Annotated in this window: 17 protein-coding genes, 1 tRNA gene and 2 pseudogenes; 7 read left to right on the forward strand and 13 right to left on the reverse strand. The window is 33.8% G+C overall.

The window, feature by feature from the left end; genetic code table 11:
* Nucleotides 1–174: 174 nt before the first annotated feature.
* The 6 genes and pseudogenes from ACZIX2_RS07415 to ACZIX2_RS07440 form a co-directional block, all read right to left on the reverse strand.
* Nucleotides 175–1,728 (reverse strand): glycoside hydrolase family 2 TIM barrel-domain containing protein, encoded by a 1,554-nt coding sequence (locus ACZIX2_RS07415; RefSeq protein ID WP_463339455.1) that lies wholly within the window; start codon nt 1,726–1,728, stop codon nt 175–177.
* Nucleotides 1,712–2,944, reverse strand: a complete 1,233-nt coding sequence (locus ACZIX2_RS07420) for a hypothetical protein (RefSeq protein WP_463339456.1) — start codon at nt 2,942–2,944, stop codon at nt 1,712–1,714. The genes ACZIX2_RS07415 and ACZIX2_RS07420 overlap by 17 nt, the downstream gene beginning before the upstream one ends.
* Complete coding sequence (locus ACZIX2_RS07425) at nt 2,944–6,033, reverse strand: hypothetical protein (protein ID WP_463339519.1); 3,090 nt, start codon at nt 6,031–6,033, stop codon at nt 2,944–2,946. The genes ACZIX2_RS07420 and ACZIX2_RS07425 overlap by 1 nt, the downstream gene beginning before the upstream one ends.
* A 25-nt stretch (nt 6,034–6,058) precedes the next feature.
* Complete coding sequence (locus ACZIX2_RS07430; protein WP_463339520.1) at nt 6,059–7,429, reverse strand: IS1380 family transposase; 1,371 nt, start codon at nt 7,427–7,429, stop codon at nt 6,059–6,061.
* A 67-nt stretch (nt 7,430–7,496) separates the two neighbouring features.
* Nucleotides 7,497–8,392: pseudogene (locus ACZIX2_RS07435) on the reverse strand (IS982 family transposase).
* Nucleotides 8,393–8,741: 349 nt separating this feature from the next.
* Nucleotides 8,742–9,626 (reverse strand): annotated as a pseudogene (locus ACZIX2_RS07440) (IS982 family transposase).
* Nucleotides 9,627–10,021: 395 nt separating this feature from the next.
* Between ACZIX2_RS07440 and ACZIX2_RS07445 the strand changes: the two are divergent.
* On the forward strand, nt 10,022–12,310 hold the full coding sequence (locus ACZIX2_RS07445; RefSeq protein ID WP_463339457.1) for a glycosyltransferase family 4 protein: 2,289 nt from the start codon (nt 10,022–10,024) through the stop codon (nt 12,308–12,310).
* Between the two features lie 201 nt (nt 12,311–12,511).
* On the opposite strand, the gene ACZIX2_RS07450 is transcribed toward ACZIX2_RS07445, so the two are convergent.
* Together ACZIX2_RS07450 and ACZIX2_RS07455 are read right to left on the reverse strand one after the other, a co-directional pair.
* A complete protein-coding gene (locus tag ACZIX2_RS07450) occupies nt 12,512–14,362 on the reverse strand; it encodes a glycoside hydrolase family 130 protein (protein ID WP_463339458.1) in 1,851 nt (616 codons plus the stop codon).
* Nucleotides 14,363–14,942: 580 nt separating this feature from the next.
* Nucleotides 14,943–15,017 (reverse strand) — tRNA-Pro (locus ACZIX2_RS07455).
* A gap of 316 nt (nt 15,018–15,333) precedes the next feature.
* On the opposite strand from ACZIX2_RS07455, the gene ACZIX2_RS07460 reads away from it, so the two are divergent.
* The 6 genes from ACZIX2_RS07460 to ACZIX2_RS07485 all read left to right on the forward strand — a co-directional run bounded on the left by ACZIX2_RS07460 (nt 15,334) and on the right by ACZIX2_RS07485 (nt 20,590).
* Nucleotides 15,334–16,101, forward strand: coding sequence for a ParA family protein (locus tag ACZIX2_RS07460; protein ID WP_463339521.1), 768 nt, complete (start codon nt 15,334–15,336; stop codon nt 16,099–16,101).
* 4 nt (nt 16,102–16,105) lie between these two features.
* Entirely contained in the window at nt 16,106–17,005 is a 900-nt protein-coding gene (locus ACZIX2_RS07465; protein ID WP_463339459.1) for a ParB/RepB/Spo0J family partition protein, read from the forward strand.
* Complete coding sequence (locus tag ACZIX2_RS07470; protein ID WP_463339460.1) at nt 17,005–17,565, forward strand: DUF5683 domain-containing protein; 561 nt, start codon at nt 17,005–17,007, stop codon at nt 17,563–17,565. The genes ACZIX2_RS07465 and ACZIX2_RS07470 overlap by 1 nt, the downstream gene beginning before the upstream one ends.
* Nucleotides 17,566–17,587: 22 nt before the next feature.
* Entirely contained in the window at nt 17,588–18,292 is a 705-nt protein-coding gene (dapB, locus tag ACZIX2_RS07475; RefSeq protein ID WP_463339461.1) for a 4-hydroxy-tetrahydrodipicolinate reductase, read from the forward strand.
* Between the two features lie 40 nt (nt 18,293–18,332).
* Nucleotides 18,333–19,889: a signal peptidase I gene (lepB, locus tag ACZIX2_RS07480; protein ID WP_463339462.1), complete on the forward strand. Its 1,557-nt coding sequence runs from the start codon at nt 18,333–18,335 to the stop codon at nt 19,887–19,889.
* A gap of 80 nt (nt 19,890–19,969) precedes the next feature.
* On the forward strand, nt 19,970–20,590 hold the full coding sequence (locus tag ACZIX2_RS07485; protein WP_463339463.1) for a WbqC family protein: 621 nt from the start codon (nt 19,970–19,972) through the stop codon (nt 20,588–20,590).
* A 23-nt stretch (nt 20,591–20,613) separates the two neighbouring features.
* Here ACZIX2_RS07485 and ACZIX2_RS07490 read toward each other — a convergent pair whose 3' ends face one another.
* The 5 genes from ACZIX2_RS07490 to ribH all read right to left on the reverse strand — a co-directional run bounded on the left by ACZIX2_RS07490 (nt 20,614) and on the right by ribH (nt 26,053).
* Nucleotides 20,614–21,657: an endonuclease/exonuclease/phosphatase family protein gene (locus ACZIX2_RS07490; RefSeq protein WP_463339464.1), complete on the reverse strand. Its 1,044-nt coding sequence runs from the start codon at nt 21,655–21,657 to the stop codon at nt 20,614–20,616.
* Nucleotides 21,658–21,749: 92 nt separating this feature from the next.
* Entirely contained in the window at nt 21,750–22,616 is an 867-nt protein-coding gene (locus tag ACZIX2_RS07495; protein ID WP_463339465.1) for a rhomboid family intramembrane serine protease, read from the reverse strand.
* Between the two features lie 58 nt (nt 22,617–22,674).
* A complete protein-coding gene (locus ACZIX2_RS07500; RefSeq protein ID WP_463339466.1) occupies nt 22,675–23,433 on the reverse strand; it encodes a rhomboid family intramembrane serine protease in 759 nt (252 codons plus the stop codon).
* On the reverse strand, nt 23,430–25,319 hold the full coding sequence (mutL, locus tag ACZIX2_RS07505) for a DNA mismatch repair endonuclease MutL (protein WP_463339467.1): 1,890 nt from the start codon (nt 25,317–25,319) through the stop codon (nt 23,430–23,432). The genes ACZIX2_RS07500 and mutL overlap by 4 nt, the downstream gene beginning before the upstream one ends.
* A gap of 161 nt (nt 25,320–25,480) precedes the next feature.
* On the reverse strand, nt 25,481–26,053 hold the full coding sequence (gene ribH, locus ACZIX2_RS07510) for a 6,7-dimethyl-8-ribityllumazine synthase (RefSeq protein WP_463339468.1): 573 nt from the start codon (nt 26,051–26,053) through the stop codon (nt 25,481–25,483).
* Nucleotides 26,054–26,110: the final 57 nt, after the last annotated feature.

Genomic DNA, 26,110 nt, shown 5'->3' on the forward strand with positions numbered 1-26,110 from the left:
TTAAACGATAAAACTAGAGAAATAGCTACGCAAGGCTAAATTAAAATATAGGATTTAAACGGTTGTTGCTGCTATCGAGTGTTTTTTACTATTAAATTAATTTTCTTAATAACTATTGGAGAAATTTTTACTTCTATTTTCTTGGCTACTTAATAAGGGATAGCACCAAAATATTTAGTGATTGATGTACTGGAAGGCGGCTTTTTTGATTCCTTTCTCATTTATAAAACCGAATTTTTTTTGTCTTAATTTTTGCCAAGGCCATTTGCCCGCTACAATATCAGGGACTTTTGGAAAATCATACAGTGTCCATGACATAAAAGCGACGTTGTTTTTTTTAAAAAGAAGTTGCATTTGCTTATGATATTGTGCTTGTTCTTCCTCGTTGTATCCATTCCAATTCCAAATTCCTTTATAGGAGGGGATTCCAAATTCTTGTACGACAATAGGTTTAGAGGTTTTTTTATTAAGTTGAGCTTGTTCATTTTCAAAATCACTAATTGCATTGTAGAAATGATACGAAATAAAGTCTACTTTGTTTTTTAAATGAGTGGCCTCTGTGGAGTTTGACCAGCCAATGGTAATTAGATGATTAGGGTCACTTTCTTTAATTAAGGTGGCCATTTGCTCTAGCCAATGGAGGACATTTTCTTTGCCGCGATTTTCAAAATCTAAATTGGGTTCGTTCTTTAAATCCCATGCTAATATGGCTTTATGTAACTTAAAAGTGGACACAATTTTTTCAGCATGTCGTAATGTTAGGGACCAATCTTTTAAAGAATAATCGCTATAAAAATCAAATAATGTCACAATAACTTTTAGTTTTTTGTGTTCGGCTAAGTCCAAAATTGCTTTTAATTTTCTTAATTTTTCTGGTTTTACATCCGCTTTACCAAAATCTTCATATTGAATAAAAATTCGAATGGTATTCAATTTAGCATGGCTAATAATATCAAAATCTTTTGCAATCGTGTCTAATTGGAATGATTTTCCGAACATGTCCCAGGCCGCGTTTTTTGGATAATAATTGATGCCTTTGATGACAAAATCATTGGATTTGAATTTTATTTTTTTGCCTACGATTTTAAATTCGGAAAGCGTGGGAAGCGTGTCTTTTAAAAATGGAAGTTTTGGCGCTTTATAAAAGTGGCGAATGCGCCAAAATCCATCTTCTAATAGGAAGACAATTTTGTAAGTAGCCGTATCTTGAATTTCAGCTATCAGGTTTTTGTCTTTGTAAACATGTTGAAATTCGATTACATTTTTATCGGTTAAAGCAATTTGTTGTCCATCGGCACTATAAAATTCTATTCTGGGATGATGTTCAATCGTGGTACTTTCAATGTGGATGTTATTTTTTTTATTGTAATCTATTGTTTTAAATAAATTGGCTCTAGAGCTTTTGGTATAAAAATCTTCGATACCATTTTTTTTATTTTCTTCAAAGGCATTGTTTCTTATGTACCAAGAAAGGAGGTAATGTTTTTCTAAAATTTGTAAGGTATTAGGCTCCATGACACGGCCTTCATTGTCGATTTTTTCCCAAATTACTTTCGGAAGATAAGTATTGATGGTTTCTTTTTCTAAGTGGAGAATATTTTTTCTATCAGCGCCTGAATTTAGAAATTCTAAGACGTTACTTAATCCATATAATAAGAGAATGTTTATAAAAACAAAGGAACTTAATAACACTAATCGGATGATATTTTTATTATTGATGAGACTCATAGTTTAGTGTTTTTGTTTTTTTAGTGATTCCCATGGTAGTGATTTCGAAGCTATATTTTTTTAAGGGGTAATATTCTTTTAAAAAATTAAATGTAGCAACCCCATTGGTGGTTTCTTCTTGAATGGTGTTACGGAGCATATTTTTATGGAACACTTTTACCACTACTTTGATGCCGTCGGGTACTAATTGTTTCATAAAACTTTTTAAAGGTCCTACTTTGAGTGTTCTATGATCTTTAGAAAATTGATATTGAAAGGTAGTAATTACTGGAGCATAAGTGATGAAAAGATCATTACTTTCTGCAATACCGGTTACATATCCTTTAACGTTATATTTTTCTGCATGATCAGGGTGTAAGATAGTTGCTGTAGCGATTCCGTTGATAGTTGCCCCAAAACTTTTTAGGATGTAGTCATTTTTTGTTCTAATTATAAAGGAAACTAGGGTGCCATCACTGATGATGTTGCCGTAGGTGTCTTTTATCTGGGAAGTACTAAACTTGGTAAAATGATTGCCATCTGCAAAGCTGTGGTTTCTGTCAAACGATATCGTGAAATTAGTAGGGATATTCGGATAAATTTCGGTCTCAATTTCTTTAGTGGCTATCTTTTCACATTCTGATGAAGCTAATAATTTTCCGGATTTGTTAGGTGAATAGATGGAGTACCAGGTGATGAAAAAATTCGTTTTTAAAAGAGTAGTTGTTATATTTTCTAAAAATTGATATTTCACTAGTACGTTAGTTTGATCTTTTTTAGGATTATCATAAGCGTCTGTTGGGATGGTTACGAGCATTGTAAATTCCTTCCCGCCTGCCAATATGGTTCTGGGGCCTAAATAGTTTTCTATCTCCGTTTTTGTCGCGTCATTGGGCTCTATTTTAAGAATTCCTTTTTGAAGGGTTTGGTTTTTTACAATTAAAAACCAAGATATATTACCCGTTTTGCAATAAAAGCTTTGGGGCAGTGCAAAGAGATAAGTGTTGTTTTTTTCTGTAGCTTCTAAAACTGTTTTTCCGTAGGAATGGATAATAAATAATTCAGGTTTTAGATTACTAAGATTACTTTTGAAGGCCAATGTAAGAGGATGTCCTGCAATAGGAGGCGTAGGTGATTCTTGGAATTGGAATACTGGTTTTCTATCCGGCAATGAGTATCCAAATCCTAAAAGGAACAACAAGATACTGCTGAGTATGATGTAATAGCTTTTTTTCATTATCTTGGATTACCTATGAAATTATTGATTTCAATTTTAATATAGCTAAAACCTCTGCCTTTTACTTTTTGCAGTTGTTGTGGAGCATGTGTATTGTTTCTGTTTGGTACAATAGCTTCTGAAATTGAGGCGTTACTCAAGCCGTTTACAAAACAATTTTTTAGACTCGAAAGGATGACTTTACAGTGGGTTAAATTTTTAAGTTCATAGTCAAAATAATTTTTGCGTTCCACTCTTACTCCATCTCCCAAGAAAAAATGATCCACATAGATAAGTTCTTTGTTTTGGTCATAATAGGAAATCAGTAATTCCGGAATAGTACTTTCTTGTATTCCGTAATTAAAGAGTGTGCCTTTGAGGTGATTTTCTTCAATGGTTAATTCAGATAGGGCTACTTGATTGTATAAATCGGTTATGGCAACGTTTCCGGCACTTTGAATATCAAAAGTAAAAGGTTTATCGTTGAGCTCTGCAGGAGTAAATTCGGTTGGATCAAAAGTTTTTGGTTTGATATCTGTTTTTTTTGCCCAAGCGATATCTTCAAAATTGACTTTGAAACTGGTAATTTCTTTGGGTAAGAGTTTGTGTTTGATTTCATATTTGGAGTTGAATGTAGCCACCATTTTATTGTTTTTGTTGTATAGTGTCGATTTCAACACCACATCTGCGGGTAAGTCATCTACGTTTTGTAGTTCTCCAATGATGATGTATTCGCCTTTAAAGTAGATGAGTTTTGCCGATAAGATTTCTAGGACAGGTTGTTTTAAAATGTCCTCATGATAGGTAACTTGAGTAGATACAGCGCGTCTTCCGTGTTTGTAATACTCAGTTGTATTATTGGCTACAAATTGATCAGGAGGGATGTCTAAATCAATTTTATTTGGAATGATGAACCATTTTCCTTTACGTTTTATGACTTCATGCAGGTATTCTTTGGATAATTTTCGTACTGGAGTTATCCATTTTGTAAACACTTTAATTTTGGCTCTATTGGCAGAAAGATTAGTAATCTTCATATCAATAGCATCGAGTTTTGCATAAGAATTTAAAATACCATCTTGTACGGAAGTTTCTAACATAAATTGGGATAAAGATTTATGAAAGGTAGGGTCCAAATAAGAATGGGCTTTTTCAAATTCTTTGTAATCTAAGGCGTCATAATATGCTTTTACTACATTTTTTGGGCTAATTTGAGCTGTGTTATTGATGTAAAAAAGAAAAATGCAATACGACAAAACTCCTATAATTAGAATCACCCAAATGTGCATAAAGGTGAGTATCTTATTAGAAAAATGATCATATTTAAGGGAATATTTTAGAAAATCAGGTTGCACAAGGAGTTTTATTTTCAATGCCTGATAAAAAATCATTTGAATATTTAGGATGAAAGCAATAAGCACTGTCGCCATAGGCGTGATAGCCCAAAGTAATTTTTGGTAAACCGGCACTTCTTCAAAAGGTAAAATTTTGGACAAAGGAGGAACATTAAGTTTTTCCCAAACCATGATGCCATTTTCTAATTGTGACAAGCGATGCCATCCACAGAAGTACAAAATAGGATCGTAAAACTTATCATTGGAAAAGACATATTTCAGATTGTATTTTTCGGGAACGGTCAAAAATTGTTGTAATGACCCGATGCCTTCGAGTCCTCTAAACTTTGAATTTTCTAAACGTTCGATGGCTCTAGAGGTTAATTCTGGGAGACGTCTGGCGGAGTGATAATTTCCGTCAACAGTCATGGCTCTGGTTTGATAGGATAACACTGCCATTTGATCGCCAAATCCTAAAGGCAAATAACGCCATTTGTCATGTTGATCTTGATTTAAGAAATTGACAATAGGAAGCGTATTGATTTTTTGAGGCTGTAAGGGACGAAAATAGCTAAGCGTGATTGTGAAAATTGCCATCAATAAAAAAGCGCCTGCAAAAAGTCCCGTTACAATTTTGTAATAAACCGAGCCAAATTTTGCTTCTAAACTATCTCGCAAATCACCTTCAACCAATCGATAAATCAATTCGCCAAAAAGTGGCAAACTCATGAACGTTGCCCATAAAGTAAAACGGTCTAACGTTAGAATGTTGAAAGCATTGTCTCCCAAAATTTTTAATGGTATAGGTGTTGTTCCTCCAGTACCTAATAAGGCTAATAACGAAAAGGATAACCCAAAAAAGAGGTAACGTTTACTAAAATAGCGATAAAAAAAGTAAGGCAATAAAAACAACAAAACTCCCCACGGAATAACAAAAAACATCAGTCCTGATGAGGTAACTTCAATGAAATTATCTCTGCTACCATGAGGAATAGGCACTTGAGTTATTGGATTTTTTTTAGAATTGATCCAGTAAGGAAGGATGCAAAAAACTATTAAAAAGACAGCGGTACCCCCAAACAAAATCATTCGCTTTAAATGTTGAATGGCCGTGATTATGAAAATTTTAAAGGTGACCTTTTTGTAATTCTCCACTTTATCTCGTGCGGCATCCATGACCGCTGTGCCAATTAAGGGCAGTATGAAGAATATCATTCCGAACAAAGGCGTAACATGGTGCGAGCAAACGGTAACTGCTATTAATGACACTGCGTTGAAGAAACTTTTTTTCTTACCCTTTTTAATCCAATTATAAATTTCAGGTAAAGCATGCATCAAAACCGAAATGCCCACAATACTGGGTAATTGTCCAAAAACATGCAGGGTTTCAACAAAAGAAGAAGAAAAAATAGCCAAAAGTGATGCGTATCCTGCAACGTTTTTATTGCCCGTCATGAGTAGTGAAAAACGATACACTCCTGTGATAAAAAGTATGATGCCAATGATGGCTACAGTATACAAACCAAATTTTAACCCACCAATTAACGACAACAAACCAATACTTTGATGCACCAATGGCGGATAACCCATTACGGTAAATCCGGTATACCAACTATAATTCCATGGTTCGAACCAACTATGAGCGTAATGATTTCCGAAAAATAAGTGAATAAGTGCGTCGTAAGTGTTGTCAAGAGTGTAAAATATGGCACTCGAATGGAAAACCACTCCAAATAACAAGGCAGTGAGAAGATATTTGTTGGATTTTTCTCTAATCAAGGGATGTTTTTTTGGTTATCAGTTATGTAAATATAATAATTATTGTTATAAATATTACATAATTTAACCCAGAGTATACATTAGAAATCCCAAAGGGATAATTAAAATTTTTTGAATGATTCCAAAGTCCCCCAAACCAAGCTCTCCGTTTCTTGTTTAAAGCAATTTTTAGGACAATTTTGTCATTCTGTTTTTCAAAATAGGCTCCTATTGCAAAGGTTCTGTACCTCAAAGTAGATAACGTTTTTTGAGTCATTTCCTGTAATACAAAAGTTCTGAAGAGCGACATCAGATTGTATGCAATCATTGCAAAGATTAATGCCCCTTCGGTGGCAAAAAAATCTTTTAGATTAAAACTATCGAATCCAAAGTCATATTTCAATTCTTTGATTCTGTTTTCGGCATTGGCTCTTCCTCTATAAAGTCTCCAAATTTCTGCGGGTGCTAATTTCATATTGGTTACATAGGCAGAATACCTGTAATTTTTGAAGATTTCTTCTTCCGAAAAAAGAGAGAGTTGTTTACCGGGAGCTTTGGGCCTGTCTTTTATTCTTTGTCGAACAATTACCATTCTTCTTGATTTCACCCAAGAATTACTTTGGTACATTTGTTCACAAATTTCAATCCCTGTGTCTAATGTAATCCAATTGGTACTATCGTGAATAACTCTTTGGATGGGGTGCGTAAATTTAGCAGCAATAATATAATCGATTGTTTTTTGTTCCAAATAATCCAAAATATCAGATTGAAAAAAACCACTGTCTAATCGTATTAAACCAATAGTTTTGTTTTTGAGTTTGAATAAAGTATCTTCTAGAAAGGCCAGGAAATTATTAGCCGATGAAGTATCTCCGCTACGAAGCCACATATTAGCAACAAGTTTTACATCGTCAATAAAAGCAATCAGTGGATGATGGGATACTCGCCCTCTTTTAGAAGGGTTATATCCTTTTTTGGCTCCTTCTTGCTGGCCGTAACGTGTCATTACAGATGAGTCTATATCCAAAGTAAAATAATCAAATTTGAAATTATCAAATATCCACGAGTAAAAATGATTGCTCACTGCTTGATTCGTTGCTTGGCTAAATTTGCCAAAGAACCTTTTGTAAGTGTCTTGATCTGGAATCTCTTCCCAGTCAAATATTCTACCTAATGCAACATCGTGTCGAGTGACTTCGGTGTGCATAAATCGATTAGCTCCACACCAAATACTGGTCACAAATGCCTCAATTATCGTGGTTACTTTGTGACCTCTGTTAGATTTGGGCTGGGGCAAGTCTTTACATTGGACAATCTGCTCTCTAAAGCCAATTTTACCAAGCATTTGCTTCAAAAAAACCATTCCACCCCAAGGCGTAATCTCTTTAATGGTATAGGATATATCAAATTCAATAGCTCTTTTTTTTTAATGCTACGCAATAGGATTTTAAACCACAATTTAACTATTAACCTGAACTCGATTAATAAAAGACCGATAATTGGTAGGTTTTAACTATTTCGTATTTTAAAGAAGGCTTTTTAGGTAGAAAATTATAAGCAATTATTCCAGCCATAAGAATTGATAAAAAGTTTGTAAATGAACGATGTCTAGAATGTTTAACTTGACAGATATTTTTAAGTTCATCGTTAACTGTCTCGATTATTGAGCGTTTACGAAGTAAAATTTTACCACTCATTTCCATCAAACTATTTTTCATATTACTACGAATGCTTATAATTAACTGGATTCCATCAACAAATAATAATTGAGAAAGTTTTTCGCTTATATACCCTTTGTCACCAAATAACTTTCCAAAAATAGCATACAAAAAGCCCTCATTTTTAAGTGGTTATCTATCATCTACATTAGCTTGAGTCACAGCAAAGCTTAATAATCCTCCTTTGTCATTGATAATGATATGCAGCTTGAAGCCATGAAACCAGCCCATTGTAGATTTACCTGTAGTGGCAGTGCCTTTGAATACTTTATTTCTAATGATTCTTTTATTTTTACAAATTCTTATTGGAGTTAAATCTACAAAAGAAATTCCTGTGCAACTGCTTAAACAATATGTTTTTGCAAAAATAGTCATTGGTAAAAGAACACTTAGCATCAGTTCTAAAAAACGATTAAATGAAACTGTATTTGGAAACTCATTTTGCATATGCTTTTGAACATAAAAATAAAATAGAGCTTGAAACAGCGAAAACCACTCAAATGGAAAAGTAAATAAATTGTAATTACTTCTGACATTGAAATAATCGAAGGACGTTTTGAAAGTTTTCCTAGCAGAAAAGGTTGTGTAGTGTTTTCAAAATCTTTACAAAATTCATCAACAATAGAGAAAATATCATTAATTTTAAAGAAACAAATCACAAGGTATAATTTAGCTAAATATTTAATTACCAGAGATTTAAACACACTAAATTTTACTTTTTTGTGCAATGTTTTCAACCTAAATTATTAAACGAGTTCAGGTTATTAATTTCTAATGCGGAATTTGGGTTTATAATGTTAATTTATAGATTATGAGCCCCTTTATGTTATAGGGTGTTTGTCTTTAATTCAATAATTAAATTTATTTCAATCTGCAAATATCACATTTTAGATGCACAAATGAGAATGAATTTAAAGGTTAAATATAACAGCTATAGATCTCTTTAAAATTAATAAAAGAATAGATTCCTTCTTCATACATTTATAAAGATAAACCCGTTGGGTGTAATTAAATTATTTGATTTTTGATATTATTTATTGGTCTATCAAAGATAAATTTATTGATATATTGAACCAGAGTCAAAGCTATTATTTTTGTCAAAACTCTTGTTTTAAAACCTTCAAAACTTTTAGCATAATTTCTTCTAATTAAGAATTGGTCGCAGAGTTGAGAAAAAAGTGTTTCGATTCTTTTTCTAGTTTTTCTAAAAATATACGGTTGTGGTTTATAATCTTTTTGATTGATTCTTTTGGTTGTTTCCAATTTGATATTTGCCGTTTGAAACAAGTCCAATTGGATTGACTCTGACAAATAACCTCTATCACCAAGTAAAACACAATCAGACATTTGTTGTTTTATATTTTTCAAAAAATGAACATCATGAACCTCTGATTTTGTAATATCCAAAGAATGAAAAACTCCCGAAACCGAACAAACCCCGTGAAGTTTATAACCATAAAACCAATTATTTTGAGAAGCACAAAATCCTTTCGATGGAGCAGTTTCAAAATCTTCTTTACAGATTTTAGCTCTGTTATGACGGGAAAATTTACAAACCTCCAACGGCATACTGTCCACAACGAAATAGTCTTCAAATTTCAAAAATTGACAAGCTAGTTTTGTTCGAACTTCTTCGGAAAACAAAAACAATTTTATTCTTCGTTTATTGTACTGACTTCGTTCAATTAAATTTGGAATTTCCTTTGTGGTAATCTGTTTAAAAAGTGAATTTTCACTATCAATAGACATAAATTCCGCAGTTAAACTTAAAGCAACTACCTCTATATCAGACATTTTTCATTTCCGACCAATTCCTGATTTAAATTCTGATTCACAATTCAAAGAACTTATAACTTCTAAAACTCTAAAATAATTTTCAAATATATTTGACATGGATATTGGTTTGCTTAACAACTTCAAGATGCTGAATTTCAGCATCTTGACCAATATCTAATCAATATTTATTTACCTTAAATAATTACACCCAACGGGTTAAATAAACTAATTTCTTCAAACCGGTTGTTATTTGTTTTTTGTGGTATAAAATTCAATTTTTTTTTTTGGCCTATTTTTCTTGTCAATATTTAGTATTTTTTTATCTTCGAAGAAAGTATAGTAAAATTTTAGAAATATATTTAAACCCACAAGTGTTTTTATTCATTTGTTTTAAGTTGTTTAATTTTTAGTAATTATATATAGAATTATCAAGTCTAATTTTTAATAGAAAAAGCTTTTCTATTTTTTTGGTTTTAGCGTTTAAAAAAAGTATTTAAACAAATGTATACATTATGAAAATTGCAATTTTAGGAAATTATCTCCCCAGAAAATGTGGTATCGCTACATTTACAGTAAATCTTACGAATTCAATTATAAATGCTAATGACGCCTCAGCGGTTGACGAGGTGTTTATAGTAGCAATAAACGATAATGGTAATGATTACAATTATCCCGAAATTGTAAAACATACTATAAGACAGCAAGAAAAAGAAGATTACTTGGTAGCAGCAGATTACATTAACCAATCCAATGTTGATCTATGTATTGTTCAGCATGAGTTTGGTATTTTTGGAGGTGAAAGTGGTGTATTTGTTTTATCACTTGTGAAACAATTGAAAGTGCCCGTGGTGACAACACTTCATACTGTGTTGCAAACTCCTTCATATCATGAGAAACAAATTATTAAAAAATTAGGGGAGTTGTCACAGAAAATGATAGTGATGAGCAAACTTGCCATACATTTTTTAAATACAATATATGAAATTCCTATTTCGAAAATTTCTTTCATTCATCACGGAGTTCCTGATTTTTCAACTATGAAGAATGCACCTACAAGGTTTGTTTATCCTGGAAAAAAAGTGATGAGCACGTTTGGCTTTTTAGGGAGAAGTAAAGGAATTGAAACAGTTATTAATGCATTACCAGAAGTTGTAGTTCAACATCCTGATTTGATTTATGTCGTAATGGGGCAGACACATCCAAATGTAAAACGACACTGTGGTGAAGAATATAGAGATTATCTGAAAAAATTAGCGCATGAAAACGGTGTGGCTTCCCATGTAATCTTTGAAGAAGAATTTATTGATGAGGATGAATTGAAAACTTTTTTGCAAACTATAGATGTTTATATTACTCCTTATTTGAATGAATGTCAAATTACTAGTGGCACTATTTCTTATGCATTAGGTGCAGGTGCCTGTATTTTGTCTACTCCTTTTTGGTATGCAAAAGAATTGCTGGCAAACGGAAGGGGAGTGATATTTGGTTTTGGTGATTCTGAGGATTTGGCAAAAAAAGTTTCCGGTCTTTTGGCATCTCCCAAAAAAATTACTGCCATAAAAGAAAAAGCCTATGACTACGGAAAAGAAATGTATTGGAATAAAATTGGGTTCCTATATAAAAAAGTATTGGCCAAAATCATTGCAGCTCCAGTGGAAATCAAGGATACAAGTTTGAGTACTGATTTCAGTCAATTGCCAAAATTTAGTTTAGATCACATACATCGTTTAACTGATTCTACGGGTATAGTGGAGCACGCTAATTATTCGGTCCCCGATTATAAAGAGGGATATTGTTTAGATGATAATGCAAGAGCTTTGATTTTGGTATTAAAGGCATACGAACTTGGTTTGGATAGATTATCTATTCGATTAGCAGACGTTTATTTGCAATATATTAAGCTCATGCAGTTAGAAGACGGTAGGTTTCATAACGATATGAGTTTTGATAAGAAGTTTTTAGACGAAAATGGATCTGAGGATGCTTTTGGGCGAACGATATGGGCTATGGGGTATTTGATTAAACTAGCGCCAAATGATAGTCACTTTCAATTTGCAAAAGATATCTTTTTTAAAGCGTTAGATCATTTCGAAAATCTAAAATCGATAAGAGCTTTAGCTACTACAATAATAGGTATTTGTAATTTTTTAATGCGATACCCAGACAATGAAAGATTAATGTTTATGTTAAATGCGCTCACAAATAAGTTAACCTTGCAATATTCGGCAGAAAAAGAGCCTGATTGGTTATGGTTTGAACCTGTCTTGTCCTATGAGAATGCAGTTTTGCCTTTGGCTTTATGGGAATCCTATGCTATAACTCATGATAAAAAAACATTAGTTTTAGCCAAGGAAACCACTCTTTTTTTAGATCAGCAATGTTTCAAAAATGGTTTTATTTCGCTTGTTGGTAATTCTTGGTATTACAAAGGTCAGTCCAAAGTATCTTCAACCGGACAACAGCCTATAGATGCGATGGCTTTGGTGAAGGTGTATTATAAAGCCTGGAAAGTCACTAAAGAAGCTTTGTATTATAGTAAAATGCAAATTGCTTTTACTTGGTTTATGGGGAACAATGATTTAGGAATTCCTTTATATGACAATGATACAAAAGGCTGTAGTGACGGATTAGAGGATACCTGTGTGAATAGAAATCAAGGAGCAGAAAGTACCCTATCATATCTTATGTCTTATCTAACCCTTTGGGAAGCTGAGCGAGATAGAAAAGTAGGATTACCTATTCAGAAAAAATCACCTGTTCCGCTTGAAAAACAAGTGCTTACTACTACATCATTAACCTAATTTGCTCTTTTTTATGATGAAAATAACAGGGATTTTCTTGATTTAATTTGATAGAAGCATCCCTTTTTTGAAAATAATACACACTTAATCTTTTGTTTGAAATTTTGATCGCAAAGGAATAGTGATGCATGGTATGTTCTCAATATTTTGAGCCTAGGTATGCGTTACCGGATAGTTGTAAAAATAATAATACGCAATAAATTAGTCGCTTAGGATATTGGCAAGTTTAGCAAGCAATAACTCGGCACTAATGGTTTTGTTAAGATACTCTGTAGCACCTAATTGTAAGCCTTTTATTTTATCATTATTATCCGTGCGGCCTGTTAAAAGTACCACGGGTGTTTTTAAATTGTTTTTTTGTAGAAATTCTAGTAACTCAAATCCGCTAAATTTGGGCATGTTTACATCAGTTAAAATTAAATCGAAGGTTTTTTCTCCCACTTTCACTAATGCAATTAATCCGTCATTAGCAACTTCTACGTCATATCCCGCATCCATCAGTATTTTTTCTACAATTGTGGCGCTAAAGATGTCATCTTCAACTAGTAGAATTTGTTTCTTTTGCGTTTCTAGAGTTGGTTGCTTAGTAAGCATTTCAGCGAATAGTTCTTGTAATTCTATACAGGCAAATCCTGAGCTTGTATCACTCATTGCATAAGGAATTATTAAACTATCATTGTGTATCATAGAGCCACAAGAGTAAACTACATTGGGGACATATCCCTCTCTTTCGTTTTCATTAGCGACTAGAAGTGGCGTGTTTAGTTGTGCAATCATTTGTGAGGGATCTTCTAGGTCTAATAATATAGCACCCAAAACGTAGCGACGCATCGCTCCCACGCCATGAGTGATAACTAGCCAGCCTTTTTCAGTTTCTAAAGGTGATCCGGAGTTTCCTAATTGTACAAATTCCCATGGAAATTTAGGCTCTTGCAATAAAATAGCTTCTCCATCCCAATTATTAATAGAATCGCTATACATGAGATAATTATTCTCACCATCATGCCTTGAAAGCATAGCATATTTCCCGTTAATCTTTCTAGGAAAAAGTGACATGCCTTTATTTTGAGCATTTTTACCATAAATCGGCATTACCGTAAAGGTATAAAAATCATGAGTTTCAATAAGTTGAGGCATAATTACATAGCCATTATAAGCGGTGTAAGTTGCGTAATATTTTGTAGTATTGTCCTCCTCGATAAATTTTACAAACCTAGCGTCTTCAATTCCATTGCTTTCAGAATCTGTAACGGGAAAAATTACTCTTTCGCTTAAAGAAGTATCAAGTGAAAAACTTATTTTGTATTGCGCATTTGCAGTAAATCTAATCGCTTTTAAAATGGTATTGTCATGTACAGTAAGGGTGTTGTTTTTTATAAATTGATTGATGTTGTTAAGTAAATCTCTAAACAAAAACGAATCATTTAAAGGAGTCAGGATAGCATAAATTGTTTTGGTGTCAGAAAAATTCATGTCAAGTAATTTATGAATGAAGTCTTTCTTGTTGTATTCGTGCAATTGAATTGTTTCTGCAATTTCCACTAATTTGCTAACTGGACTGAACAAGAGATTATTTTCTTTATCAACGATAGCGCTTCTAAATCCGATAGAAGATACATGACCTTCACCTGTGGCCCTAAAGCTAACTATCACACGCTTTTGTCCATTTTCTAAATGGGATTGATCCGGATCCTCAACCATTGAAGGGTTAAAAAAGGCAGCAGACTCAATAGAATACTCATGAGTAAAATAGGCACCTATTAATAACTTTCTTTCTTTAGATAAAGTATGTGGATCAAGGCCTATTTGTTCAAATAAAAAAGAAACTTTTTCAAAATGATTGAGAAATATTTTGGTAATATTTCGGTGTCGATTACTAAAATCTCTAAGCGTTTGATTTAGTACTTGTAGAGCATCTTCTTCTTCCAGATTGTTTATTCGACTAATAATTTTCTTGGCTCGCTCTTCGCCTCCAGGCATAAAAAATCTTACAATTACGCGTTTTGGATCGGGGGAGAAAAAGTTAACTAAACGTTTTACATTAATTGTCATTTAGAATTGTTTTGTTGGTGATTTTTTTACTTTCAAATATTATTCTTAAATGGCGAATGAGATTTAAAAATAGCCTAAATAAAACAATTGCAAAGCTTGATAATTGTTTATTTAATTAATAGCAATTTTTAAATATTTCTAAATTTATTTCTTTTATTGAGTTTTTCTTACTTTGTATTTGTAAAAACACAAACTTTAACAATAAAATTATGAAAAAAAAATAACATAAACAAAAAAAAAAAAAATTAACATTTTTGACACTATCCCAAAAGAGTGTAAGTTGAAAAGTTAAGGCTTCGGTTTTTATAACCGGACCCTTTTTAAAACAAAAGGGTAAGTTAGTTTAAAACCACTCTCCAATTTCAAAAAAGGCATTGACCATTTTTTTGTTGCTTCCCTTAGGGCCAAATATACCGATTTTAGGATTGCTTCGAGAAAAATTGATTTCTTCTTATTCAGATTATCTAAACTCTATACAAAATCCCCAACCTTTGAACTTGATCCCAATTTTGAATACAATATGTAAACTGTAAATTCCATATATACAAAAAATCCTTCCTGAAACTCAGAAAGGATTTTGTCGGGGTGGCAGGATTCGAACCTGCGGCCTCCTGCTCCCAAAGCAGGCGCGATAACCGGGCTACGCTACACCCCGTTAGCGGGTGCAAATATAAAATACTTTTTATAAATAACTATCTTTTTGAAGAATTATTTCTGCTAAAAAAATTCACCCCCCTTTCCTATGCTTGAACCACTGGATTTTGAACATTAAATATCCTTGCCTATAAAAAACTCCTTGCGCTCCTCTACCATGAAAATCACGGAGTAGGATATTTTTTAACAAGATTTATACAGTAAAAACAGCAAAATAAGACCGAAAAAAAATAAAAATTGTATCACAAATGTTTTTAAATAGATTTTCATTAACCATAAAAAATTGTATTTTTACCGCTCAAAATTCAAAAAAGAATATGGGCAAAATCATTGCTATTGCTAATCAAAAAGGAGGAGTTGGAAAAACCACAACTTCCGTAAATCTTGCAGCCTCACTAGGTGTTTTAGAGAAAAAAGTTTTGTTAATCGATGCTGATCCACAAGCCAATGCCACATCTGGCTTGGGAATTGATGTTGAAACCGTTGAAATTGGCACGTACCAAATCCTCGAACATAGCCATACACCAAAAGAAGCACTCTTAGCCTGTACTGCTCCTAATGTTGAAGTTATCCCTTCTCACATTGACTTGGTGGCCATCGAAATCGAATTGGTCGACAAAGAAAACAGAGAGTATATGCTCCAAACAGCTTTAGAAAGCATCAAAGATGAATATGATTATATATTGATAGATTGTGCCCCTTCCTTAGGACTTCTAACATTGAATGCATTAACTGCTGCCGACTCGGTTATCATCCCTATTCAATGTGAATATTTTGCCCTTGAAGGTCTTGGCAAACTTTTAAATACTATAAAAAGTATTCAAAAGATTCACAATCCCGATTTAGACATCGAAGGATTGCTACTGACTATGTATGATTCTCGTTTGAGGCTTTCCAACCAAGTCTTAGAAGAGGTGCAAAAACATTTTAACGACATGGTTTTTGAAACCATTATTCAGCGTAATGTCAAATTAAGCGAAGCACCTAGTTTTGGTGAAAGCATCATTAATTATGACGCAACGAGCAAAGGAGCAGTAAACTATATTCATTTAGCCCAAGAAATAATTAAGAAAAACAGCAAATAGTTTTATGACAAAAGCAATAAAAAAACAAGCACTAGGTAGAGGTTTATCCGCATTATTAAAAGATCCTGAAAATGACATCAAATCAGTTGAGGATAAAAATGCTGATAAAGTTGTTGGAAATATAATTGAGCTTGAAATTGATGCTATTGAAATAAATCCATTTCAGCCCCGAACCAATTTCAATGAAGAATCATTGCGAGAATTGGCTTCATCTATTAAAGAATTAGGCGTAATTCAGCCCATTACTGTTCGCAAATTAGAATTCAACAAATACCAATTAATTTCCGGAGAACGTCGTTTAAGAGCTTCCGTTTTAGTAGGATTAAAAACTATACCTGCTTATATTCGTATTGCCAATGACAACGAATCTTTGGTCATGGCCCTTGTTGAAAACATTCAACGTCATGATTTAGACCCTATTGAGATTGCTCTTTCCTACCAAAGATTAATGGACGAAATCCAATTAACGCAAGAACAAATGAGTGAAAGAGTAGGTAAAAAAAGATCTACTATCGCTAATTATTTACGTTTATTAAAATTGGACCCCATTATTCAAACAGGAATTCGCGACGGTTTTATCAGCATGGGGCATGGACGCGCCATCATCAATATTGAGGATTTGGATGTTCAAACTCAGATGTATCAAAAGATCGTGAGTCAAAATCTTTCGGTTCGTGAAACAGAAGCTTTAGTAAAGAACTATCACGAGAGTTTACTACCGAAACCCAATTTACCAACGAAAACTTCAGCTTTTGAAATCGACAAAGAACAACAAGATAGTTTTAATTCCTATTTTGGTACCAAAGTTGATTTAAAAGTAGACCCTAAAGGAAAAGGAAAAATAACCATTCCTTTCCACTCACAAGAAGACTTAAATCGAATCATTAAATTAATTAAAGGATAGTGCGTAAACTCCTTTTTATAAGCTCGATTGCCTTATTTTTTGGAAACAGTATTGCTTTTGCACAAATCAAGGAAAAAGACAACTTGATTGCAAAAGATACTGTTACCAAATTAGACATTGACCCCCTTACCCCTGCCAAAGCAGCCTTTTATTCGGCAATATTACCTGGTTTAGGACAAGTGTACAACAAGAAATATTGGAAAATCCCACTTGTGTATGCCGGAATCGGGACAAGTCTTTATTTTTACCTTGACAACAATCGAAAATACAACCAATATCGGGACGCCTACAAACGAAGACTGGAAGGCTACACTGATGATCAATTTTCGTATTTGGACAACAGTCGTTTAATTGCTGGGCAAAAATTTTACCAAAGAAATAGAGACTTATCGGCTTTAGTTACTGTTGGTTTCTACGTTTTGAACATTATTGACGCCAATGTTGATGCTGCTTTAATACAATTCAACGTCAATGAAAGACTCTCATTGAAACCAGAAATTTACCCCAACGATGTAACATTTCGCCCCAACTTAGGACTTACTTTTAATTATACTTTTTAAAAAGTAATAAAATAAAACAAAAATGAAGATTGCACTTTTAGGATACGGAAAAATGGGTCAAGTAATCGAAAGGATTGCTATAGAGAGGGGACACGAAATTGTTCTAAAAAAAGACGAACACAACACCTACGATGGACTATCAAATGCCGATGTTGCCATAGATTTTAGCGTACCTGCTGCAGCTGTTGCAAACATATCGGCTTGCTTCCATAATAATGTACCGGTAGTTTCAGGAACCACAGGCTGGCTAGAACATTATGATCAAATGATTGCGCTTTGCCATGAAAAAAAAGGCGGTTTCATATCAAGTTCTAATTTTAGCTTAGGGGTTAATCTTTTCTTTGAACTGAACTCTTATTTATCGAAAATCATGGCTCCTTATAATTCGTACAAAGTAGCCATGGAAGAAATCCATCATATTCACAAATTAGACGCTCCAAGCGGTACCGCTATTACACTTGCCGAAGGTATTATTGAACATAGTACTTACACCAATTGGACTATGGATGCCAACCCAAAACAAAATGAGCTTCCAATTGAAGCCATAAGAACAGGAGAAGTACCAGGCACTCATACCGTTGCATACAACTCACCTATAGACTCTATCGAAATAAAACATACCGCTCACAATAGAGAAGGATTTGCTTTAGGTGCTGTAATTGCAGCCGAATGGTTAGCAGGCAAGCAAGGAGTTTTCACCATGAAAGACGTTTTAAACTTTAAATAATTTCAAAGCATCGTAAGCTTTAATTAAAATACCGAATACTATGACATTTTATTCTTGGTTTGTTTTCTTTTTAGTAATTCAACTCATTCATTTTTTGGGTACTTGGAAAATGTATGAAAGCGCAGGTAGAAAACGCTGGCAAGCTGCCATTCCTGTATTCAACGCAATTGTTTTGATGAAAATAATTGGTCGCCCTACTTGGTGGACATTATTATTATTTATTCCGGTAATCAACTTAATTATGTTTCCTGTAATCTGGGTAGAAACTTTGCGTAGTTTTGGAAGACGCTCAACTCTAGATACAGTACTAGTAATCGCAACTTTTGGATTGTATTTGTTTTATATCAATTACACCCAACCATTAAATTACGTAGCCGATAGGAATTTAGCTCCTGATCACAAAGCAGCAGATACCATTAGCTCCTTGTTATTTGCTGTAATTGTTGCCACCATAGTGCATACATATTTTATTCAACCCTTTACTATTCCAACTTCATCGTTAGAAAAATCCTTGTTAGTGGGCGATTTCTTATTTGTAAGTAAAGTAAATTATGGAGCCAGAGTTCCGATGACAACCGTAGCCCTACCCATGGTGCATGACACCATTCCACTAACAAAGAAAAAATCTTATTCTATCTGGCCCCAGTTGCCATATATGAGATTCCCTGCTATTGAAACCATCAAAAGAAATGATATTGTGGTATTCAACTGGCCAGTAGACACGGTATATAAATTTAGAGATCAATCGGGTTTACGAGCAGAAAAACCAATCGATAAGAAATCCAACTATGTAAAACGTTGTGTAGGGTTACCAGGAGACAACTTATCCATAAAAGAGGGAGTGATTTATATTGATGGCAAAGAATTGATTTTACCCGAAAGAGCTAAACCACAATATTCCTACAAAGTTGCCTTAGATGGAAAAACACCTATTGACTTTGAATCATTAATTAAAGAATTAGACGTTACAGATCCTTTAGGATTTTTAAATAATGAAAAACGAGACACTTTATTCTTTAGTGCCCTAACACATGCGGGAGCAGAAAGGTTAAAACAAGTCCCAGGGATTACAGCAGTAACACGTATTATTGCCAATTCACCTGAAAAAATGGTATTTCCCCACACCAAAAATTGGAATCAAGACAATTATGGACCAATTTATATTCCTCAGAAAGGGAAGACAGTGGCTTTGAACTTAGAAACGCTACCATTTTACAAAAACATCATTACCGATTATGAAAACAAGGAATTAAAAGTTAATGGTAGTGAAATCCGAATTGATGGTAAAGTTGCCACTAGTTATACTTTTGACCAAAATTATTATTGGATGATGGGAGACAACCGTCATAACTCTGAAGACAGTCGTTATTGGGGTTTTGTACCAGAAAATCACATTGTAGGAAAACCAGTCTTTATTTGGATGAGCTGGGACACCAATGGGAAAGGATTAAACAAAATACGTTGGGAGCGTCTTTTTACCACCGTAAATGGAGAGGGACAACCTCAATCTTATTTCAAATATTTCTTAGTTGCTTTAGCCTTATTCTTTATCGGAGAATATTTCTGGAAAAAGAAAAAAGCCAAAACAACATTATAAAATTACACTTTCAATAGTAACCCAAAAAAGTCATATCTTCCCTGTGGAAAATATGACTTTTGACATTAAAACAAAACAAAATGGAAATCTTACTTCACCCCTCTTACTTTCCTTCAATTAGTCAGTTTGCTGCGATTGTACAGTCCGAAAGGGTTACCTTTGAAATGGAAGATAATTTTCAAAAACAAACCAATCGAAATCGCACCTACATTTATAGTCCCAACGGCATTCAAATGCTGAACATCCCCATTAAACACGCCAATAAAGGACATCAAAAAACCAAAGATATTTTAATTGAAAACGATTTTGATTGGCAAAAACAGCATTTCAAATCATTAGAAGCAGGCTATAGAAGTTCTCCTTTTTTTGAATTTTTCGAAGATGATATCTATCCTTTTTTCGAAAAGAAGCACACTTATTTGATGGATTTGAATTTTGAATCGATGGCTTTGGTAGAAAAATGTCTTCGCTACTCATTTGATTACTCCAAAACAGAAGAATATTTTCATTTAGCCGATGAAAAAACTACCGATTTCAGAAGTTTAATCAACGGAAAAAAGGACAACAATCAATTTGACGTATATCCTCAAGTTTTTGATGACAAACACGGGTTTATTTCAAATTTAAGTGTTTTGGATGTAATATTTAACGAAGGAAAATTTGCTTTGGACTATTTAAAAAATCAAAAGATTGTGATGTAGCTACTGTCTTTGTTAGTATCAACCTAATAACTCAGGCGTGCCATGATAGGAAAATGATCGGAGTTTTGAAAATTTGGAAAACTTTCAAAGTCCTTGACTTGCATCGTCTGATCTGCAAAAATATAATCAATACGAGCGGGATAATAACGAAATTTATAGGTAGACCCAAATCCAACTCCTGCTTCTTCAAATGCATCTTTTAGCTTACCTTTTACATTGCGATATACGTAAGAAAAAGCACTGTTATTCAAATCACCACAAATAATCAAAGGATAACTACACTCCTTTTTGTGATTGATAATAATTTCCGCTTGTTCCTGTTGCTGCTTAAAAGCTTTACTGATACGATTGTAGATCTTTTGGGATTTTTTTTGATTAATTACCTCAATATTTTCAGACATTTCGTGAACATCTGGCGAAATTTTAATAGACTGAAAATGAATATTGTAAACCCTTATGATATCTTTCCCCCTTTTGATATCGGCAAAAACAGCATTGTTATTTGAATTTGGAAAAACAATATTGCCTTGATTGATTATCGGAAATTTAGAAAAAATAGCTTGACCAGTTCGTATTTTATCCCCTTCTATAAAAATATAACGATAGGGATATACTTTCAAGTCTAAATTACCATGATTAGAATACTCTTGAATACAAAGAATATCAGGGTTGTTTTCGTTGATAAAAGCCAAAATTGAAGCGGGTACATCTTCTCGGTCCAACCACTTAAAAACGTTGAACAAACGCACATTGTAGCTCATTACCTTAAAGTCTTTTGGCGATGCTACATATTCTTTTTTAGAAAACTTATAAAATTTATTGATAAAAGTAATACCCATTAACAACACCAATCCTGACAAAATCAATCGTTTTTTGAACTGTATTCCCCAATAAATAAAAAACAACCCATTCAGTACAAAAAACACGGGCATAAACAGCGTAAAAACAGCAAATAATGGGAAAATTTTAGGAGAAAGAAAAGGAAAAACATACGCCAAAAAGGTGCAAAGTGTTAGTACTATATTTAGTAAAAACATAATTTTATTAAACCAAGAAAGGTTTTTCATTTTTGACTAATTAAAATAGTTAATCCTTACATTTAGAATACATCAATACCTAAAAAAACGGCATGCTTGTCGATTGTGAAATAATCCTAACGTTACTTTCCTACTTTGAACAGAAATTCTTTTTCTTCTTTGGTCAAACAATCATAACCAGACTGACTGATTTTATCCAGTATTTCATCGATTTGTTGCTGATTCCTGTCCTTAATTACCACTTTGGGAGCGTCTTTTGGTGTTGCTTTTTTAGAATAATTAACATGAACTTTTTTAAAAGGATGTTTCTTTTTCTTTGTGAATAGATTCTTGATGAAATCTATCACGTTGGTTACTACAAGACTCATGTCAGTACCCGTCAAAAGTAACTTTATGAATAAAAAACCAAAAAAAGCACCTGCAAAATGCGCAATATGCCCCCCCATATTTTCAATTCGAAATTGAAGCACGTCTAACAATAGTATAAAAGCAGTGAGATACCACAACTTTATCCTACCAAACAAAAACAAGTGTATCTCCATTAACGGTTGATAGGTTGTTGTAGCCACTAAAACAGCATAAATAGCCGCTGAAGCCCCTACAATTAAGCTTGCATAACCCAAAAAGTAATACGATACTACAAATACAAATCCAGAAAAAATGGCACTTAGCACATACACTCCAAAGAATTGTTTGGTCGTGAAGTAAGTCAAAAAAAGTTGACTCGAAAAGTGCAATACCATCATATTGAAAAACAAATGCCCTATCCCGTCATGAAAAAAAGCATAGGATAAAAGCGTCCAAGGATACTGCAGTGTAGTTACAATATCTGAAGACAAAGCCAAGCCTTCTGGAAATAAAAAATGGCCTAATTTGAACTCATAAAATAAGGGAATGGAAAATACAAAAAAACCTATATTCCAGAAAATCAATTGCATAGCAACACCACCCATTCGGTAACGCAACTTCAAATCCTCGAGTAAATTCATAAATTAGGAATTGTAAATGATATCAAATATAATTAAAATTGAAAAAAAACAAACACGATTAATTCCAACGATTGTTATTGAATTGATTTTTCTTCCAATACCACATCATTAAAAACCCCAATAACGCACCACCAAGATGTGCAAAATGTGCAACCCCAGAAGAGCCTCCAAAAATAGAACCTCCCGAAACCCCAGAATACAAATCGATAAGCAATAATACGGGTACAAAATACTTAGCTTTTACTGGAATAGGCAGGAAAATAAGCATCAATTCAGCATTAGGAAACATAAAAGCAAAAGCTACCAAAAGCCCATAAATAGCACCTGAAGCCCCTACCACAGTCCCTAAATAACTCCCTATAAAGGCATTAAAATCAGATACTGTCATAAGCTCTTGCCATCGGGTATCCATTTTACCTTCGCTTAGCACTTGCAAGATTTCTTGTTTTGAAAACCCATTAGCCATTAACGTTTGCATACCATTTTCGAAAAAATAATAATTTACCCCCGTATGCAACAGAGCCGCTCCTAATCCACAAGAAATGTAAAAAAACAGAAACTTTTTACCACCCCAAAAATGTTCTAATGCAGAACCAAAAGAATACAACGCAAACATATTAAAAGCGATATGCATGATATTGGGCAGAGGCGCATGCATAAACATATGCGTTAGAATTTGCCAAACATGAAAATCAGGGTTGTCATAATAATACATGGCAAGCAATCGATAAGCAGGCTCGCCTACCATTATCGATCCAATATAAAAAAGCACATTAACTATAAGTAATTGCTTCACCGTGGGAGTTATACTCATCATATTGCAAATTTTTTATCTATATCTTCTACTCGAAGAGTAATAAAAGTAGGTTTATTGAATGGAGATGTATCGGGATCTTTGCATGCAAATAATCCGTTTACTAAATTTTCTTGTTCTTTTTCGTTCAAATAGGTACCTGTTTTAACGGCCAAGCTTTGCGCCATAGATTTGGCTATAGTATCGCTTTGGCTAAAACTATTTTCAGGCAAGCCATATTGCAAATCGGCTACTAATTGCTCAATTACTCTCCCTACTTCACTCTCAGAAATAGTTACGGGAATTCCCGATACCACCAAATGATCGTTGGCTGAGTCATCAAAAACAAAACCCGTTGCCGTCAAAGTAGTGGCTAGTTCTTTCACAAGGAGCATTTCCTCCGAAGTAAAAAATAGGTTTAACGGAAAAAGCAATTGTTGACTTGCCGCTTGATGCATGGTCATATTGGTTAAAAACTGCTCGTACAAAACACGTTGATGAGCGCGTTGTTGGTCTACAATAACCAAGCCCGATTTTATTGGAGAAACTATATATTTTTTGTGTAATTGATAGGTTTTATGAACAGTTGTTTCCTCATCGGCAGCAGCAAACAAAGAAGCAGTAACCGCTTCATTTTCAAAAGCCATACTTGAAAAATGCTCATGCTCCGGAGTTAAATCTGGTTCTGGACTCGATTCGAAATTTTGTTGCAATCCTACATACAAACTTTCCCAATTAGAGGAAGTTACTTTTGGTTTGTAGGCGGGCGATGGGCTACTATTTTTTGGCGTGGAAAAAGAGGCATTAAACGGATTGAAAGTACCATCAACTTCAATGGTTGGAGAAACCCCTTCCAAATCTTTGTAATGATAAGGCGTATCCAAATTCGCATCTCGTTCAAAATCCAAAACAGGAGCTACATTAAATTGCCCTAAACTGTGTTTTATAGACGCTCTTAAAATAGCATACAAAGCCTTTTCATCATCAAATTTGATTTCAGTTTTGGTGGGGTGAATGTTGATATCTATGGTATTAGGCTCAACGGTAAGGTACAAAAAATAGCTTGGCTGCAAACCATCTTTCAAAATACCTTCATAGGCTGCCATCACTGCATGATGCAAATATGGGCTTTTTATATATCGATCATTTACAAAGAAAAACTGTTCGCCTCTACTCTTTTTGGCAAACTCAGGTTTACTGACAAATCCTTTAATTGAAACAATTTCTGTTTCTTCATTCACTGGAACTAATTTCTCATTGGTTTTACCAGCAAAAATCCCTACTATTCGCTGACGTAAAGTGGCACTAGGTAGATTAAACAAATCGCTTCCATTATGATAAAATGAAAAATGAATAGAAGGATGAGCCATTACAACTCGATGAAATTCATCTACTACATGTCGGAATTCAACCGTGTCTGACTTTAAAAAATTACGCCTAGCTGGAATATTAAAAAATAAATTTTTCACTGCAAAAGAAGTTCCTTTGGGCAAAACAGCCACTTCTTGCGAAACAAACTTACTCCCTTCAATTTCTATATGCGTTCCTAACTCGTCTTGCTCTTGTTTAGTTTTCATTTCAACATGAGCAATAGCCGCTATAGAGGCTAAGGCTTCCCCTCTAAACCCTTTGGTGTTCAAAGAAAAAAGATCTTCTGCTAGTCGAATCTTGGATGTAGCGTGACGTTCAAAACACAATCGAGCATCTGTAACGCTCATACCCACCCCGTTATCGATAACTTGTACCAAAGTTCTTCCGGCATCTTTAATAATCAGCTTAATATCTGTTGCCTTGGCATCAACTGCATTTTCAAGCAATTCTTTCACAACAGATGCAGGACGTTGTACTACCTCACCGGCAGCAATTTGATTGGCAACATGATCGGGAAGTAATTGAATAATGCTAGACATTAATAGATTTTTGTTAAAGTAAATGAATTCGATTGGGCAAAAATGTAGGTCACAAATTTAAGTAAAAACTATTAGGTTTTATAAGGTACTCACTCTTAAAAAAACCAAAAAACCTATACTAAAATGAAAGTATAGGTTGTATATTTCAAAAAAGTGCTTCGCTATTCTTCTATTTGCAAAGGCTTATCTTCTATGCGTAATGCTCCCGCTCCTAACAAGGTTTGATTTTGAAATTGATGTGTTAAGGTAGCCTGATAGCGTATATAAGCCATTTTAATAGCTGCAATAGCCGCTTCGGTTCCCTTATTACCATGCTTCCCTCCGCTTCGGTCAATAGATTGCTGCATCGTATTATCTGTTAACACACAAAAAATCACCGGAATATCTGATTGTACATTTAAATCTTTAATTCCTTGAGTCACCCCTTCGCAAACAAAATCAAAATGTTTTGTTTCGCCTTGAATTACACAACCAATAACAATTACGGCATCAACATTTTGAGTTTGCAACATTTTTTTGGCACCATAAACCAACTCAAAACTCCCTGGAACATTCCATCGAATGATGTTTTGCGGAAGTACTTGATTTTCGATTAAAGCTTGATACGCGCCGTTAAAAAGTCCTTCGGTGATGTTCTCATTCCATTCTGCCACAACCACGCCAAAACGGAATTGACTTGCTTCTGGAACTTCATTTTTATTATAATCGGATAAATTTTTATTGATGGTTGCCATTGTACTATTGATTTTAAATTATACCATAAAATTAAACATAAATAATATGCTTCCAAA

The sequence above is a fragment of the Flavobacterium riviphilum genome, assembly GCF_055231795.1.